Raw genomic sequence first — 16000 nt, forward strand, 5'->3', positions numbered from 1 at the left:
TTAAATTGTCCGGATCTTGAGGCTCCTCTAACGCCTCGTTTCGAAAAGTATTTCTTTTTATGAAAGCACTAATAAGACTATCACTGAGCATCTGTACGCTGAGCTTTCTCGCTGGATGTGGTGAGAGTGTGAATCACGAGCAAATCCGTGAAAAAGGCTTCATTTATTGCGGCCAAGGTAATCCTAGTACCTTCAACCCACAGCTGGTTGATAGTGGCATTACCGCAGAATCGCTGAGTCCTCAAATCTTCGATACACTGCTCACTCTTGATCCGATGACGTACCGACCAAAACAGAACTTAGCGACAAGTTGGTCTGTTGATAAATCAGGTACAGAATACACGTTCAAACTGCGCCCAAATATTGCGTTCCAAACCACAGACTGGTTCACCCCAACTCGTAGCATGAATGCACAAGATGTGGTGTTTAGCTTTGAACGTGTCATTGATAGTTCAAACCCATTTCATTATGTGGGTGGCGGCCTATACCCATGGTTTGCCGGAATCGACTTCAAAAACCTGATTATCGATATCACCGCAGTTGATGACCTAACGGTGAAATTCCAATTAAGTCGCCCAGACAATTCATTTCTCAATAACATCGCCACCAGCTATGCGGTCATTCACTCTAAAGAGTATGCCAATCAGCTCATTGCAGCGGATGAGAAAAATCGAATCGATTCCAATCCAGTCGGCACTGGCCCTTTCTACTTGGATGAATACCAAATCAACGACCTAGTGCGCTTGAAAAAGAACAAGCACTACTGGAAGGGTGAAGTACAAATGGACCAAGTTGTGTTCGATACTTCGCAACGTGGAACAGGCACACTTGCCAAGCTTCTGCGTAGTGAGTGTGACGTGCTCAACTCACCAATTTCTAGCCAAATCCCTATTATTCAGGCTCATGAAGAGTTGAAGATTTCTGCTACTCCGGCGGTTAATGTCTCTTTCATCGCGCTGAATACTGAGCACCCTGCACTGCGTGACTCTCGAGTTCGTAAAGCGCTCAACTTAGCCATCAATCGTCAGAACATTCTTGATTCTGTGTATTACGGTACAGGAACCAAAGCCTACACCTTGCTTCCTCCGACTTCTTGGGCTCACCAAAAAGACAGCGTTCAAGTTCGCTACGACCGAAACTATGCGGTTGCGCTTCTTAAAGAAGCTGGCGTAGAACCTGGGCTAGAGCTATCGATGTGGGTTCCTTTAGAACCAAGAGCTTACAATCCGAGCCCAAGGAAAACGGCAGAATTAATCCAAGCAAATTTAGCTGATATTGGTATCGAACTTAAGCTCTATACCGATGACCGATTTGATCGTACGCAGCTGTCATCCATTTCCTCAACAGACTTGTTGCTCACAGGTTGGATCGGCAATACGGGCGACCCAGACAACTTCTTGCGTCCGCTTCTCTCCTGTAGCTCAGAACGCGCAGGATTAAACGTCTCTATGTGGTGTAATTCAGACTTTGATTTCCTTCTCGACTTAGCATTAGAGATCAATCAACAAAGGCACCGCGTGAACTTGTATAGACAAGCCCAAAACATTCTCAATGAAGAAGTTCCTGTGATTCCTTTAGCTCATGGCGTGCAATTTCGCGTGCACGATCGTTCGCTAACAGGCTTTAAAGCAAGTCCTTTCAATGCCCAACCTTTTGATCAAGTCAGAAGAGAGGTGCAGTAATGTTTTGGTATACATTAAGACGTGTAAACTTATTCGTTATTACGCTAGGAATTCTGACCTTGGTAGGTTTTTCCCTGCTTCGATTAGACCAAACCTCACCTTGGGCAATTCAAGATTTTTGGCCCGGTTGGATTAGCTATATCACTGAATTATCGACGCTAAACTTTGGCCTAAGCAAACACGGTGTGCCTATCATCGATGAGTTGGTCCTGGTGTTCCCTGCAACGCTAGAGCTGTGCTTCTTTGCCTTTGTGTTGGCACTCATCATAGGTATCCCTTTCGGCACCATTGCTGGTATGAGACAAGGTAAATTTGTTGATACCACCATATCGTTCACCTCAATGGCCGGTTACTCTGCGCCTATATTTTGGGTCGCGTTGCTGATGATCATGGTGTTTTCACTGCACTTTGAAATGTTCCCAGTTGGTGGCCGATACGACCTACTTTACGAGATTGAACACGTGACTGGATTCGCGATGATTGACGCCTTTTTTGCCGAGGGTCGCTACCGTGCGCACGCACTACAAAGTGTTATCGAGCACATGGCGTTGCCTTGTCTTGTTTTAGCACTGGCGCCAACGACTCAGGTCATCCGATTGATGAGAGCGTCAGTGGCTGAAGTAATGACGCAAAACTACATCCGCGCTGCGCGAATTAAAGGTCTTTCCACTAGAGAGATCATCACGCAGCACGTGCTAAGAAACGCGATACCTCCGATTATTCCTAAGGTCGGTGTTCAGCTATCGAGTATGTTAACGCTTGCTATTGTTACCGAGTCTATCTTTAACTGGCCGGGCATTGGCCGCTGGTTATTGGATGCCTTATCGAATCAAGATTACGTTTCAATTCAAGCTGGTGTAATTGTGGTGGCTACCTTAGTTTTGACCGCTAATATTCTGTCCGATCTACTGGGCGCGATGATCAATCCACTGGTAAGGAAGGAATGGTATGCTAACAAATAACGTCTACCAAGAAGAACAGATTCCAACCCAGTTCGAACGTTTCTGGCGCAGCTTCCGCAGCAATAATCTAGCTATGTTTGGCTTGTGGTGTTTGGTGCTTATCATTCTGGTCACCGTCACTTCACCGTGGCTAGCCCCGCATGATGCACAAGAACAAACCGGTCACCTATTAACGCCGCCCTCTTGGGATCCTGCGGGAACGGTAGAATACTTTTTGGGTACGGATGACTTAGGCAGAGATATTCTCTCTCGCCTAATAATTGGCTCTCAGTTAACCTTCGGCGCCGCGGTGGTGATTACCTTTATCGCAGCCGTCATTGGTTGTCTGATTGGCGTACTTGCTGGTATGACGCGCGGTTTACTATCAAGCACGCTAAACCACCTGCTTGATACTGTTATGTCGATTCCATCTCTTCTGCTGGCGATTATCTTCGTGGCATTCCTTGGCTTTGGGGAGTTTAATATCTTGCTCGCCTTGTGCTTGGCACTGATCCCGCGCTTTATACGCTCGGTGTACATTGCCGTGCATGCTGAAGTAGAAAAAGACTATATTCTGGCTTCTCGCCTTGATGGTGCGAACGATTTTTACCTGCTATGGAACTCAATCCTTCCGAACATCCTTACCGTGATCGCTCTTGAAGTTACGCTGGCACTGTCAGTCGCAATTCTTGATATCACGGCTTTAGGTTTCCTAGGGCTTGGCGCTCAAGCACCGAGTACCGAATGGGGCTCCATCTTGGGTGATTCGGTCGAGTTGATTTACCTTGCGCCATGGACAGTTACCCTACCCGGCTTAGCTATTATGTTTACAGTTATCGTGATTAACCTCGTCGGTGAAGGTGTTCGCCAAGCGCTAAATGCAGGAATCGAATAATGCCGTTACTTGATATTCGACATCTAACCATCGAGATTGAGACCCCTCAAGGGATGGTTAAAGCCGTAGATCGAATGAGTATTACCCTCAATGAAGGGGAAATTCGTGGCTTAGTAGGTGAATCAGGCTCAGGTAAGAGTTTGGTTGCAAAAGCGATCGTCGGAGTATGTAAAGAAAACTGGAAGGTTTCTGCAGACCGAATGCGCTTAGGTAATATCGACCTACTGCAACTGACGCCGAAAGAAAGACGCCGAGTGATCGCCCGCGATATCGCAATGATCTTCCAAGAGCCATCAACGTGTCTTGACCCTTCTGAAAAAGTAGGTAACCAGCTCGTTGAAGCGATCCCTTCCCATTCGTTTGAAGGTCGTTGGTGGCAACGATTTAAGTGGCGTAAGAAGCAAGCGATCGCATTACTACACAAAGTCGGCATCAAAGACCACTCTCGCCTAATGGACAGTTACTCTTATGAGCTGACAGATGGTGAGTGTCAAAAAGTCATGATCGCAATGGCGATCGCTGCCAAGCCAAAAGTCTTGATTGCTGACGAGCCAACCAACGATTTAGACCCAATTACACAGTCTCAAATATTGCGTCTTTTGAGTCGTATGAACCAGATCAATAACACCACCATCGTGTTGATCGGCCATGACTTAACCACCATTACCCAATGGGCGACTCGCATTACCGTGATGTACTGTGGTCAATCGGTAGAATCCGCTGATACACCGAAGCTGTTGGATGCACCAAAGCACCCGTACACCGTTGCTTTGTTAAAAGCGATGCCAGACTTTAACGACTGGATTCCCCACAAGGAGAAGCTCCAGTCTTTGCCGGGGTCAATTCCACCGCTGCAACATCTTCCTATTGGTTGTCGATTAGGGCCTCGCTGCCCATACGCACAAAGGCAGTGTGTCGAGATCCCACATACGAAACGTATCAAGAACCATAAGTTCAACTGTCACTTCCCTCTGAATATGGAGAAGAAAAAGAAATCATGAGTGCATTATTAGAAGTCAGTGATTTGTCTAAAGACTTTACGACTCGCTCTGGTCTTTTCCGTAAAAAGATTCATCAGGCGGTGAAGCCAGTTAGCTTTTCTCTTGAAGCAGGCCAGACAATTGGTTTTATCGGCCAGAATGGTTCTGGCAAATCAACATTAGCCAGAATGCTCGCAGGCATGGTGGAGCCAACCGCAGGCGAGATCCGCGTGAATGGCGAAAAGCTAGAGCACAAAGACTACTCGACTCGTTGTAAGCTGATTCGAATGATCTTCCAAGATCCGAATACGTCACTTAACCCGCGCATTCAGATCGGTCGAATTCTTGAAGGTCCATTAAAGCGAAACACCAACATGCCTCCAGAAGCTCGTATGCGTCGTATGAAAGACACACTACTGCGCGTAGGCCTTCTACCGGAACATGCGTATTTCTACCCTCAGATGCTTGCTGCAGGCCAGAAACAAAGGGTTTGTTTGGCTCGTGCCTTAATACTTCAGCCATCCATCATTGTTGCTGATGAAGCTTTAAATGGTTTGGACATGGCAATGCGCTCGCAAATCATCAATCTGTTCTTAGAGTTACAAGAAGAGATGGGCGTATCGTTCGTTTATGTATCTCAACACCTCGGTATTGTTAAGCACATTACCGACAAGATTATTGTCATGCATGAAGGCAATGTGGTTGAGAGTGGGGAAACAGATCAAGTGCTAACCAATCCAACTCACCAAATCACCCAAAGATTGGTTGAGAGCCATTTCTCCAAAGCGCCGAACCACTAACCTGGAATCACGCTACATTTAGCAGAGGGGAAAAGTATGTATCGAACAGCTTCAATGCTTCCCCTCTTGTTGGTGCTGTTGTCCTTTGACGCGACAAGCACACCGCTCACATGGCTAGATAGAAGCTTCGTCGAAACTGCCTTTTATAACGTCGCGCTTCAACACGAATACTCCCAAGGCAACAAACCGCTCGCCAAGTGGAAACAACCGATCAAGATTTGGATCGATCATCGAGTGGGCGATGAGGAACTGCATCAAGAGATCACAGAGCTTCATATCAAACACTTATCTGAAGTCACCCAACATCCAATAACAATCGTCAGTAAAGAGTCCGAAGCGAACGTTAAATGGATATACACAAGGCAGAGCCAGTGGGTATCTGAGGCGAAATCGGTGCTCAAGCTCAAATCAACTCAACATTTAAATAGCGCCATCTGCACGGCGGGCTATAGAACCAATTCTAAAGGCGAGATTGTATACGCTGGGATTGTAATCCCGGTTGATCAGGCAAGATCGCGAGGTAAGCTGGTCGCCTGTATCGTGGAAGAGATCGCACAAGTTCTAGGCCTGCCGAATGATTCAGATAAAGCCTACCCTTCTATTTTCAACGACCACACGCCAGAAGACTTATTATCGCCGTTAGACGTAGTGCTACTGCAATTGCTGTATGAACCAGAATTGAAAGCTGGAATGACAAAATCTGAAGTAAAACCTATCGTTCGAAAGATACTCAAGAGATACAGCAAAACAGGTGTGCTTCAGCAAGCTTCTAAAGCCGCACAGCAAGCGCCTTTGTATCAGTTGATTGGGTATTGACGAATATACGTTGGAAGTAACTTAGATGGGATAATTGAATGATAGCGCTGCCTAAGAAAGGCAACGCTGACTTACGATGTTACTGTATTACGAAAGAACTAGCGCTTAGCTGCCTGCTTTTTCAATTCGAAGTCGAACTCATCCGGGAACAAGATAACGCCTTCTTCTTGCTCGTTCGGGAATACTACAACAGCAAGTTCGTCGTCTTCTAGACCGTTCGTCCAGCGACTGTGCCATTTGTTCAACGAAATAGACTCAGCTTTACACTCAGACCAATCACCCGTTGCCCATGATTCTGCGAACTCTTGGTTTGGCCATACTGGAACACAATCTTCATCTTCTGTGTTCAGCATTACACAACCGTGTTCATCGGTTAAGATCCATACTTCACGGTTTGCTACGATTTCTTTCACACAGTATTTCAGGCGTTGCTCGCCCGTATACTTGTTGATTTCAGCGATTTTTTTATCGTCTAGCTGTGTAGTCATCTTAATTTCCTACTTTAGTCAGTAACTTTGCTCTTAAAGCTATTTTATGCCGAGTGTTGTTAACTTCAAACATTATCGATGAAGAAGAAAGTCTACTTCAAAGAAAAACGCCTGCTAAATAAGCAGGCGTTTAATATTAAGCGACTTGATTAAACAAGCTCACCTTGTAGCCAAGGCCAGCCTTGCTTCTTACGGCTTAGTGTATTTTCCATCATTAATACGCCGCCTTTCTCGTGCTTAACCAATTTCTCAGCCCACTCACCTTTGTATAGAAGACGAGTTTGAGCAGTAGTGATATCTGTTAGCATTACCGCAGCGAACGCTAGACCGTCTTTCTCACAACGCTCTTCAAGATCAGCTTCTAGCGCTTCGATCATGCCGTCTACTTGCTCAAGAGTCGCAAGTTCAACTTGACCAACAACAACATCACGACCGTTGAATGGGTAGCCTTTAAGGTCTTTTTCTACTAGCTGTGCAGCAGATAGGCCTTCGATGTTTGTTTTTGCGATTAGAAGCGCTTTGATGAATGCATCAACGTCAGTTACGCCAGCAATTTCAGCAAGCTCAGCAACCGCGTCTTTGTCTTTTTGAGTACATGTTGGAGAAGCGAAACCAACTGTGTCTGAAAGAATTGCAGACATCATTAGTTTAGCGATTTGTTGAGAGATTGCGTGACCTTCAATCTTGAACATGTTGAAAAGTACAGTGTTTGTACAACCAACAGGCCAGATCCAAGCTTCCATTGGGTTTACTGTCATCACGTCGCCTAGACGGTGGTGATCAACAATACCTACGATCTCTGCATCAGCAACATCATCTGGTGCTTGTGCTAGATCTGAGTAGTCTACTAGCCAGATTTTCTCACCAGCAACAGAAGTACGAAGCTCTGGCTTTTCAGCACCAGCGACTTCTAGAATGTGTTGAGTTTCGCGGTTGATCTCGCCTTGGCGAATTGGTGTCGCTTCCTCGCCACGAGCCTTAAGAAGCTCAGTTGCAACTAACGCACTACAAATACTGTCACTATCAGGGTTTTTGTGACCAACAACTAAAATCATGTTTCTTCCTATTACACTAACAATTATGACTCTACCTTTAGAGCCTCTCTTTATTAGCCATACTTTACCTCATTTTTTTAGATTGGTCATGTTTCGTGGGTTTAGCCAATAGTAACAATAGATAAAAAAACAACGAATGCAATTGATAGTTATTATCATTCGTATATATTTATCTTAAGCCACTAAATTTTGAGTAACACCTATGGATCGACTAATCTCTTTTTTGCCAAGCAGTAGTGCTGCGAAAACAACTCAGTTTTCACTGTCCTTTAAGCGCCTGCTTTTGCCTGTCTCACTTGCAGCTTTGGTTGCAGCCCCAGCTACACGAGAGCTGACGGTGACTACTTTGTCAGACGCCTTTTGGGCAGTGTCTTGTTATGTTGCTTTGACCTTAGCGATTTACCACGGGTTAAGCCTGTATATCAACAAAGATAACGTCTTCAACAAGCTCGTCCATCAATCCCGTTCAAACCAAGTTGTATTCGCTGCACTTATGGGGGCGCTACCCGGCTGTGGCGGTGCGATCGTGGTTACCACACAATTTATCTCGGGCAAACTCGGATTCGGCGCAGTTGTTGCTGTGCTCGTCTCAACCATGGGTGATGCGGCCTTCCTGCTCATTGCAAGCGAGCCCAAGACTGGTTTAGCCATGATGGCGATGGGCGTGATTGTCGGAACTGCGTCAGGTCGAATCATTAACTTGTTTCACGCAGACGACTTCTTACGCCCAAAAAAAGCAGAGAAAAATGAAGCGGTGAGCAGCTGTGCTTCTCAATCTCAAGACAAAGAAGCAGTATCGAAAAAAGCGATCAACCTACAAGGCTATCTATGGTCTGTACTCATTATTCCAGGTGCTGCGGTTGCCCTACTTGGCTCTTTTCAAGTGGATGTGAATGAGTTGCTCGCGTTGCCTGAAATGTCGATGGAATGGACGGGAACAATTTTACTGATTAGCTCAATGTTTCTATGGGGTCTCACTCGCGAAATTGAAGATTACAAATCAGCAGTAAGTGAAGATGAGAAATGTTTAGGCTCTCATCCACTGCAAAAAACCGCTCAAGACACCAACTTTGTCACAGCGTGGGTTGTGGTTGCCTTTCTCTTCTTCGAATTTGGCTCTGTGCTAGCAAATGTGGATTTTGCGACGCTATTCTCAAGCTGGGGCATTATGCTCCCCCTGGCAGGGGTCCTGATGGGCTTGCTACCGGGCTGTGGACCACAATTATTGGTGACTAGCCTTTACCTTTCAGGTGCGCTTCCACTTTCTGCTCAGGTAGGTAATGCAATTTCAAATGATGGAGATGCGCTATTCCCTGCGATTGCGATGGCACCGAAAGCAGCACTGGTCGCAACCTTGTATTCAAGTGTGCCCGCTTTAATCTGTGCTTATGGCTATTGGTTTATGTTTGAGATCTAACTTGATCAGAGTTAACTACATAGGCTTCTGTAAGGTCGGTACTTTGTATCGGCCTTTTTGTTTCCGTCTGCTTAAGTCTTTCCACAGGTTCTTTTTACATTCCCTTCCTGCTTCACTGCTTCTACCACCTCTCTCAAACAGCGCGTTACAGCCTGCTCAAAACACCCTCTATTAGCCCTGTATAATGCTTATTTAGAAACACCAACACTGATATCAAAAATACAAAAAGCCCCTGTAAGAGTGCTTACAGGGGCTTTAATTCAAGCTTTAATCTTGGTTCTTAAGACAAGACTTAAGAAACTTCGATTGGACCACCGAATGAAGTTACTGGAGGCAGTTTGCCTTGGAACTTCTCGAAATCAACCAAACATGTGTTTGCTGACGTTGCTTGAGCAAGTTCAGACGTACCGATATCTTGAGTCAGTGTGTTTGGATCGCCGTATGTATCTAGCGCGCCCACTTTCTCGTTGATCGGACCGTACCAAGCACCTTCTTCGATACGAACAACACCAGGAGCGTAGCTATCCATTAGAACAGCACCTGCTAGTAGTTGACCACGGTCGTTAAACACACGTACTACATCGCCATTTTTGATGCCTTTCTTCTTAGCATCGACTGGGTTGATGTAGATTGGCTCACGGCCTTGTACCGCGTAAGTCGCACGCCACTCTTCAGATTCACACATCTGAGAGTGAAGACGCTTGTCTGGGTGACAAGATTGTAGCCAGTACGGGTGTTTGTCAGAGCCTGGACCACCGTGTGAACGTTCAGATTTCTCAAACCACATTGGGTGTTCTTGACAGTGCTCGTAACCCATATTGCCAACAGTACGGCTTGTGATTTCGATGAAACCAGAAGGCGTGCCTAGTGCGTTGATCTCTGGATCTTCACGGAATGAAGCGTGACGAGTCCATGGCTTACCTTTGCCGAAGTCTAGGAAACCTTTCTCCCAGAACTCAGCAAACTCAGGCATTTCGAAGCTACCTTCGTTTGATGCGCGACATTCGTCGTACAGAGATTTAACCCACTGCATTTCGTCCATACCACGCGTGTAATCGTCGTAACGACCCCAACGCTTAGTTAGGCTAGACATGATCTCGAAGTCAGTCTTAGACTGGAACAGAGGATCCACTAGCTTGTGCATTGCGATCAAACCACGGCCAGAGTACGCGCCATAGCCATCAATATCGTTACGTTCCCACTGAGTACATGCTGGAAGCACGATATCAGAGTGACGACAAGTTGCAGTCCAAGCGAAATCAACAGCCACTACAGTTTGTAGACTCTTGAATGCTTTACGCATCTTGTTGCGATCTTGGTGGTGGTGCCACGGGTTGTTACCACTGAATACCATCATCTTAATGTCTGGTAGCGTTACAGTAGAACCGTTCGCTTTGATCTTCTTACCTGGTTCAAGCAAGCTATCAACCCAACGAGCAACTGGGATTACGCGGCTGTAACCGTTGTAATCTGTATTCGTGTGTTTAGGTGATTGACCTTGGTCGATGTTCAACGGGAAAGAACCCGGAGCAGCGAAGCCAGTTGAAGATACACCGATACCTGAGTAGTGGTGACCGTAAGAGATACCACCGCCCGGAAGACCAATTTGGCCAACCATTGCTGCGATAACTGCACACATCCAGTAAGGCTGTTCACCGTGCTCTTGACGTTGGATACTCCAACCAACAAGAATCTGTGTACGACCGTTAACCAGCATCTTAGCGAAGTCACGAATAGAGTCCGCGCTTGCGCCACAGATAGCAGAAGCCCATTCTGGCGTCTTCTCAACTCTGTCTTTCGTTTCACCTTGAACGTACTTGATGAAATCTTCAAAACCTAGACAGTAAGTTTCGATGAACTTCTTGTCGTATAGGCCTTCGTTGTAAAGAACGTGAGCAACACCAAGCATGAACGCCACATCAGTTTGTGGGTTGATGTACATTTGCTCGTTTTCTAGGTAACGACCTGTTTTGTTTTTAACAGGGTCAACAGAAACAACGTTGATCTCTTTCTTAGCAACTTTTTCTTTCAGCTGTTCTAGGTATGCGAACGACTCGTGAGTCTCACATGTCCAACCTACTTGCAGGTTTTTAACTGGATCGTTACCCCAAAGAACAATGTTGTCACTGTTTTCTAAGATAAGTTCCCAAGATGTACCTTGTGCGTAAACTTCAGTAGAACCTAACACGTAAGGCATGATCGTTTGACCAGCACCTGTTGAGTAGTCACCGATTTTCTTCACAGAGTAACCGTGAAGTGCCATTGCACGTTGCATGTGGTTAGTACAGCTGTGGAACTGACCCGTTTGTCTCCAACCAGTTTGACCTGTGTGAAGCGCCCATGGACCGTAATCTTTCTGTACGCGCTCTAGCTCGCGGTAAACAAGGTCTAGTGCCTCATCCCAAGTCACACGAATAAAACGGTTGTTACCACGCGTGTCTGCGCTGTATTTATGCTTCTTCAACCAATCTAGGCGAACCATTGGGTAACGCACACGTGATGGGCTGTAGATAATACCTTTAATACCTTTCAACATCTCAGTTGGGTGTTGATCGATTTCTAGAGGTTTAATTTCTTGTACTTTACCCGCATAAACACGAGCTCGGAATGCACCCCAGTGAGAACCAGAGACTTTCCACGCACCGTCTGTTTCTGCTGCAGACGCTGATGCCGACGCCAATAAGCTTGGACCGATAACCGATGCCGCACTTGTCGTCGCGACACCTTTCAGAAAACTTCTTCTTGTAATTGCCATTGTGTTACTCCAATTGACGTCTTATTAGTGATGGCCTTCAGAAAAATCTGATGAGTGCTTCTGTAGATACTTAAGAACCAGTGCTTCTGTATCTGTATCGAAGTTAACGAATGCAATCATACCATCTAGCATGCCTACCCAACCGTTAGCGCTGAAGTGAGCTTCATCTGGCTGTGAGTGACACGTTGAACAGTTAGATTGGTACGCTTGACCAGCTGCGTTCCAGATTGCATCGAAGTTATCAACCATAGACTCTTTCTTCATCCAAAGTGCTAGGTTAACTTCTTCCCAAGGAAGGCCAGTTAGCTCATCTTCTTTCTTCTCACCAACAGTGATTACGTCACTTTGAGATACTTCTTTCGTCAAGATTGCAGTCGAGATGTTCATACCGAAGTCTTCTTGGATTACACGTCCGAAGCCTTTCGCTTTACGCCAACCGTCGATTTGAATCTTGATCATGTCGCCTTTTTCGTCGATCACAGCAACTTTACTTGCAGGGCTTAATAGACCCGCTTCAACTTCAGCTGTTTCATCTGTGTACATTGGTAGGTGACGAATAGAGATCACGTCTGAACCATTTGCGTAAGATGTGCTGCTTGCTACGTTTTCTAGCTCGCCAACAATACCGCTCGCTGATGCCATATCTAATGGAAGGTTGTGAGCAATACCTTTGTGACAGTCAACACAGCTTTGATCACGCTCTGCCGCGTTCTTCATCTGGATACGCGCTGTTGGGCGCATGTTTTCGAAATCCATTGAATCGTAGTTGTGGCAGTTTTTACACTCTAGAGATTTGTTCGAAGAGAAGCGATCCCATTCGTGTTTAGCCAGTTCGATACGACGAGCTTCGAATTTCTCAGGCGTATCTAGGTCACCAAATACTTGAGCGAATACTTCTTTAGAAGCTTGCATCTTACGAGCGATTTTTGCTGTCCATTCATGTGGAACGTGACAGTCAGGACAAGTAGCACGTACACCAGAAGTGTTTTTCCAGTGAACCGTTTCTTGTAGTTCTACGTACACGTTGTCACGCATGGTGTGACAGCTTACACAGAATTCTTCTGTATTTGTGTGCTCTAGAGCTGTGTTAAAACCGCCCCAGAAAATAACACCGGCGATAAAGCCACCCATAGTTAGTACACCAAGACTGATGTGTACTGCTGGGCGAGTCATTGTGCGCCATAATTTAACTAAAAATGATTTCATGTTTAGCTCTCTTAAATATTGATTTTAAAAAATGTTGTTACTTAGAGGGCATTACATGCCGCCGTGAGCACCTGGAGGTCCGAATACAAACACTTGCAGTGCCCAAACTAGGAAGCCGTAACCGCCTACAAAAGCCACACTTAATATTGGGAAGAGAACCACCGCGATGAAGAGGAAAGACTTCCACTCCAGCGAATGTTTTTCGCTAGTTTCAATTTTATTAACATCACTCATACATTTTGCCTATTTTGTATTTAGTAATTTCGAGTAACCCATTCTATGGGGCTAAAGTTCTTAAGTATCTAACGACAAATTTTAGACCATACTCAAAGTAGGGTTCAATCAAATCTCCCGTTATAACCCTTGCTAATCAATACTTTTTTGAGCTCATCCAAAGTTGTTTTTAGTTAAACAAAGTTATTAAAAAGTATTAACAAATGTGAAGAATTAAGTATATTTCACAAATGTTAAATTCCAACACCTGCGCAACCGTATTGTAACCAATTTTAACGTTTTACCTACTAAGTAGTAGCCAAAAATGCCTCAAAAAACCAATATTTTGTGGTTTGATTGTTAAATTATTGATCGTTTTTCGAATCGATGACTTTGCAGTTGAAATGCATCATTTGGCACTTTCATATATGATAGAAGCCTTATTAAAAGGAAGCATTATGCAAGACGTTATTGATATATCTTGGTGGCAATTATTGTTTTTCAGTTCACTTCTCTTGCTGCCAATTGTAATCAACTACAAGCTAAAACTTGGCCTTGGCAAAGAGGCTTCTATCAGCATCATTCGCATGACTGTTCAGCTATTTCTGGTTGGCCTCTACCTAGAATACCTGTTCACTTTGAATAGCTTGTGGGTCAATTTACTGTGGTTATTTACGATGATTATCGTTGGGGCAAGCTCGATTGTTGAAAAGTCCAAGTTACCCCGAAACCTCTTGTTAGTCCCAGTCGCTGTGAGCCTAGCGGTAACCTGTGTACCCATTGTCTTGTTTATCTGCTTATTCATCATTAAACCAACACCGGTTTTTAACGCACAGTACTTAATCCCTATTGCAGGGATGCTGTTAGGTAATAGCTTAAGCAGTAACATCGTGGCATTGCAGAACTTGTTCGGTGCTTTTGAAACGCAGAAATCAGAGTACGAAGCGGCTATCGCTTTAGGTGCCTCTCCTTCCTATGCTGCAGCGCCTTTTGTGCGTAATGCTATACAGAAAGCGATGTCTCCTATTATGGCCTCAATGGCAACCACAGGCTTGGTAACGCTACCAGGAATGATGACAGGACAAATCTTAGGGGGTGCTTCACCAATGATCGCGATTAAGTATCAACTGATGATCATGTTGGCTATTTTCGTGATGATGAGCTGCTCCTTAGCGCTTGCACTTCACCTATCGTTAAAGACTTCTCTGACCAAAGAAGGGCGAGTTCTCGCTCAAATACAGCCTTCAAAATAACCTCCCGACTCATCTTAGATCTGGTTACTCACTGAATTTGATACAGGTTATCCACAGAAATTGTGGATAACCAAATCAATATAGATCCTTTTTTGTCCATTTCGGCTCGCGCAAAGATCATTGCCATTGATCCTTGGGTGATTTCAAAGACATATACACACGTGCAGAACTGCGTTGTTAAGCGTTCAAATGATAATTTAAGAATTCAACGAGTAAGTTTTCCACAAATAAAAAACGGCCTGCAATGCAGGCCGTCTTGTAAATGTCATAAGTCAGTTCAATGTTTCCACTCTGAGCTTTAACTCATCTCGTCAACTGAGCTAGTCACACAAGCTTTGTTGATCCGCCATCTTTATTAATCGCGTAAATAAATCAACCAATACCACATGCCAACAAAGATACCGCCGCCGATGATGTTACCGATAGTAACGGGCAGCAAGTTGTTCATCAGAAAGTCCATCATGTTTAGGTCAACATAGTCTGCTGGATTAGCCCCTGTCATTGTCCAGAATTCAGTTGGAGCAAATGTTTTGATACCGATAGCTAAAGGCACTTGGAACATATTCGCAATACAGTGCTCAAAGCCCGATGATACAAACATCGCGACAGGTAAAATCAGTACTGCAATTTTGTCAGTCAGTGTTCGTCCACTAAACGTCATCCATACCGCGATACAAACCAATACGTTACACATGATGCCAAGCGCGATAGCTTGGATAAAACCATGGTGCATTTTGTGCTGAGAGATGGCCATGGCATTCAAACCCACTTGCCCATGGTCGAACATGTACTGTTTAGTCAGAAGCATGCATGCCACTAGCAATAAAGCACCAATAAGGTTACCGATATAAACGGTCGCCCAGTTCTTTACTAGGGTTCCCCAGCTAATCTTGCCACTTGCACGAGCAACAAGAGTGAGCACCGAACTGGTAAATAGTTCACCGCCAGTAACAACAACGAGGATTAGGCCCAAGCTAAATGCAAGGCCACCTAGGACGCGAGTAATACCCCAAGGTAAATCACCAGCGCCAGTGGTTACAATTGTGTAGAACACAAACGCAATACCGATATGTATGCCAGCTGAAATCGCTAGGAGAAAAGATTTGGTTGGATCTTTGGTTGCTTTACCTACGCCAATATCTGCAGCGCGCTCAGCCATTTGTGGCGGTAATAATGAGTCAAATTGGTTTAGATTCATGATGATTTACATTTTGAAACATGTTGTCGGGAGCGCGATAATCCTCTCTTTCATTTCTGAATTCAAGAGCTATTTGGGACTCAAAATACCTCCCACAACCTTGTGGAAAGGAAATAGCCCAAGTTATTCAAAATTCATACGACTTTAGTAGTAAAAAGAAAACTATGCTGAATGATTAGTTATCAGCATAGAAAATAACACATCTATAAATATCAACAAGTTACGTTAAAAATAAAAGAATAACGTACACTAAAATGGCTCACAGAGCGCTTTTATTTCTAGATTTTGACATAGATCAACA

14 protein-coding genes are annotated in these 16000 nt (G+C 44.8%); 8 read left to right on the forward strand and 6 right to left on the reverse strand.

Annotated elements, in window-relative coordinates:
• Positions 1 to 59 precede the first annotated feature (59 nt).
• Genes sapA through AB4623_RS16850 form a run of 6 tightly spaced genes read left to right on the forward strand, consistent with a single transcriptional unit; the run spans position 60 to position 6114 of the window.
• Complete coding sequence (gene sapA, locus AB4623_RS16825; protein WP_372146908.1) at positions 60 to 1682, forward strand: ABC transporter substrate-binding protein SapA; 1623 nt, start codon at positions 60 to 62, stop codon at positions 1680 to 1682.
• Entirely contained in the window at positions 1682 to 2644 is a 963-nt protein-coding gene (locus AB4623_RS16830; protein WP_017060307.1) for an ABC transporter permease subunit, read from the forward strand. Before sapA ends, AB4623_RS16830 begins: the two co-directional genes overlap by 1 nt.
• The gene (sapC, locus tag AB4623_RS16835) at positions 2631 to 3518 is read left to right on the forward strand and encodes a putrescine export ABC transporter permease SapC (protein ID WP_017065331.1); all 888 of its coding nucleotides are present in this window, start codon (positions 2631 to 2633) and stop codon (positions 3516 to 3518) included. The genes AB4623_RS16830 and sapC overlap by 14 nt, the downstream gene beginning before the upstream one ends.
• Positions 3518 to 4519 carry an oligopeptide/dipeptide ABC transporter ATP-binding protein gene (locus AB4623_RS16840; protein ID WP_017060305.1) on the forward strand — a complete coding sequence of 334 codons (1002 nt, stop codon included), beginning with the start codon at positions 3518 to 3520 and terminating at the stop codon, positions 4517 to 4519. Before sapC ends, AB4623_RS16840 begins: the two co-directional genes overlap by 1 nt.
• The gene (locus AB4623_RS16845) at positions 4516 to 5298 is read left to right on the forward strand and encodes an ATP-binding cassette domain-containing protein (RefSeq protein WP_017065939.1); all 783 of its coding nucleotides are present in this window, start codon (positions 4516 to 4518) and stop codon (positions 5296 to 5298) included. Before AB4623_RS16840 ends, AB4623_RS16845 begins: the two co-directional genes overlap by 4 nt.
• A 36-nt stretch (positions 5299 to 5334) precedes the next feature.
• Positions 5335 to 6114, forward strand: a complete 780-nt coding sequence (locus AB4623_RS16850) for a DUF2927 domain-containing protein (protein ID WP_372116907.1) — start codon at positions 5335 to 5337, stop codon at positions 6112 to 6114.
• A 98-nt stretch (positions 6115 to 6212) separates the two neighbouring features.
• Here AB4623_RS16850 and AB4623_RS16855 read toward each other — a convergent pair whose 3' ends face one another.
• Positions 6213 to 6602, reverse strand: a complete 390-nt coding sequence (locus AB4623_RS16855) for a DUF2750 domain-containing protein (protein WP_004734596.1) — start codon at positions 6600 to 6602, stop codon at positions 6213 to 6215.
• Positions 6603 to 6751: 149 nt separating this feature from the next.
• Entirely contained in the window at positions 6752 to 7657 is a 906-nt protein-coding gene (locus AB4623_RS16860) for a manganese-dependent inorganic pyrophosphatase (RefSeq protein WP_017065328.1), read from the reverse strand.
• A 202-nt stretch (positions 7658 to 7859) separates the two neighbouring features.
• Between AB4623_RS16860 and AB4623_RS16865 the strand changes: the two genes are divergently transcribed.
• The gene (locus AB4623_RS16865) at positions 7860 to 9074 is read left to right on the forward strand and encodes a putative manganese transporter (protein WP_372146910.1); all 1215 of its coding nucleotides are present in this window, start codon (positions 7860 to 7862) and stop codon (positions 9072 to 9074) included.
• A gap of 292 nt (positions 9075 to 9366) precedes the next feature.
• Here the strand turns inward: AB4623_RS16865 and torA are convergent, their stop codons facing one another.
• The 3 genes from torA to torE are packed head-to-tail and all read right to left on the reverse strand — an operon-like array spanning position 9367 to position 13269.
• Positions 9367 to 11829, reverse strand: a complete 2463-nt coding sequence (torA, locus tag AB4623_RS16870) for a trimethylamine-N-oxide reductase TorA (protein ID WP_372146912.1) — start codon at positions 11827 to 11829, stop codon at positions 9367 to 9369.
• 24 nt (positions 11830 to 11853) lie between these two features.
• Complete coding sequence (gene torC, locus AB4623_RS16875) at positions 11854 to 13035, reverse strand: pentaheme c-type cytochrome TorC (RefSeq protein WP_102332941.1); 1182 nt, start codon at positions 13033 to 13035, stop codon at positions 11854 to 11856.
• A 51-nt stretch (positions 13036 to 13086) separates the two neighbouring features.
• Positions 13087 to 13269 carry a trimethylamine N-oxide reductase system protein TorE gene (gene torE, locus AB4623_RS16880; RefSeq protein WP_017060298.1) on the reverse strand — a complete coding sequence of 61 codons (183 nt, stop codon included), beginning with the start codon at positions 13267 to 13269 and terminating at the stop codon, positions 13087 to 13089.
• Between the two features lie 437 nt (positions 13270 to 13706).
• Here torE and AB4623_RS16885 point away from each other — a divergent pair, with 437 nt between their 5' ends.
• Positions 13707 to 14501 carry an ABC transporter permease gene (locus tag AB4623_RS16885; RefSeq protein WP_102332942.1) on the forward strand — a complete coding sequence of 265 codons (795 nt, stop codon included), beginning with the start codon at positions 13707 to 13709 and terminating at the stop codon, positions 14499 to 14501.
• A gap of 355 nt (positions 14502 to 14856) precedes the next feature.
• Here the strand turns inward: AB4623_RS16885 and focA are convergent, their stop codons facing one another.
• Complete coding sequence (gene focA / locus AB4623_RS16890; RefSeq protein ID WP_065583873.1) at positions 14857 to 15699, reverse strand: formate transporter FocA; 843 nt, start codon at positions 15697 to 15699, stop codon at positions 14857 to 14859.
• Positions 15700 to 16000 lie beyond the last annotated feature (301 nt).

This window comes from Vibrio sp. 10N.222.52.C12, from assembly GCF_041474215.1.
In the GTDB taxonomy this organism is placed as follows: Bacteria; Pseudomonadota; Gammaproteobacteria; order Enterobacterales; family Vibrionaceae; genus Vibrio; species Vibrio crassostreae_C.

Coding starts and splice junctions, on each gene's coding strand:
- sapA (WP_372146908.1), top strand. CDS start 60: ATGAAAGCACTAATAAGACTATCACTGAGCATCTGTACGCTGAGCTTT.
- AB4623_RS16830 (WP_017060307.1), top strand. CDS start 1,682: ATGTTTTGGTATACATTAAGACGTGTAAACTTATTCGTTATTACGCTA.
- sapC (WP_017065331.1), top strand. CDS start 2,631: ATGCTAACAAATAACGTCTACCAAGAAGAACAGATTCCAACCCAGTTC.
- AB4623_RS16840 (WP_017060305.1), top strand. CDS start 3,518: ATGCCGTTACTTGATATTCGACATCTAACCATCGAGATTGAGACCCCT.
- AB4623_RS16845 (WP_017065939.1), top strand. CDS start 4,516: ATGAGTGCATTATTAGAAGTCAGTGATTTGTCTAAAGACTTTACGACT.
- AB4623_RS16850 (WP_372116907.1), top strand. CDS start 5,335: ATGTATCGAACAGCTTCAATGCTTCCCCTCTTGTTGGTGCTGTTGTCC.
- AB4623_RS16855 (WP_004734596.1), bottom strand. CDS start 6,602: ATGACTACACAGCTAGACGATAAAAAAATCGCTGAAATCAACAAGTAT.
- AB4623_RS16860 (WP_017065328.1), bottom strand. CDS start 7,657: ATGATTTTAGTTGTTGGTCACAAAAACCCTGATAGTGACAGTATTTGT.
- AB4623_RS16865 (WP_372146910.1), top strand. CDS start 7,860: ATGGATCGACTAATCTCTTTTTTGCCAAGCAGTAGTGCTGCGAAAACA.
- torA (WP_372146912.1), bottom strand. CDS start 11,829: ATGGCAATTACAAGAAGAAGTTTTCTGAAAGGTGTCGCGACGACAAGT.
- torC (WP_102332941.1), bottom strand. CDS start 13,035: ATGAAATCATTTTTAGTTAAATTATGGCGCACAATGACTCGCCCAGCA.
- torE (WP_017060298.1), bottom strand. CDS start 13,269: ATGAGTGATGTTAATAAAATTGAAACTAGCGAAAAACATTCGCTGGAG.
- AB4623_RS16885 (WP_102332942.1), top strand. CDS start 13,707: ATGCAAGACGTTATTGATATATCTTGGTGGCAATTATTGTTTTTCAGT.
- focA (WP_065583873.1), bottom strand. CDS start 15,699: ATGAATCTAAACCAATTTGACTCATTATTACCGCCACAAATGGCTGAG.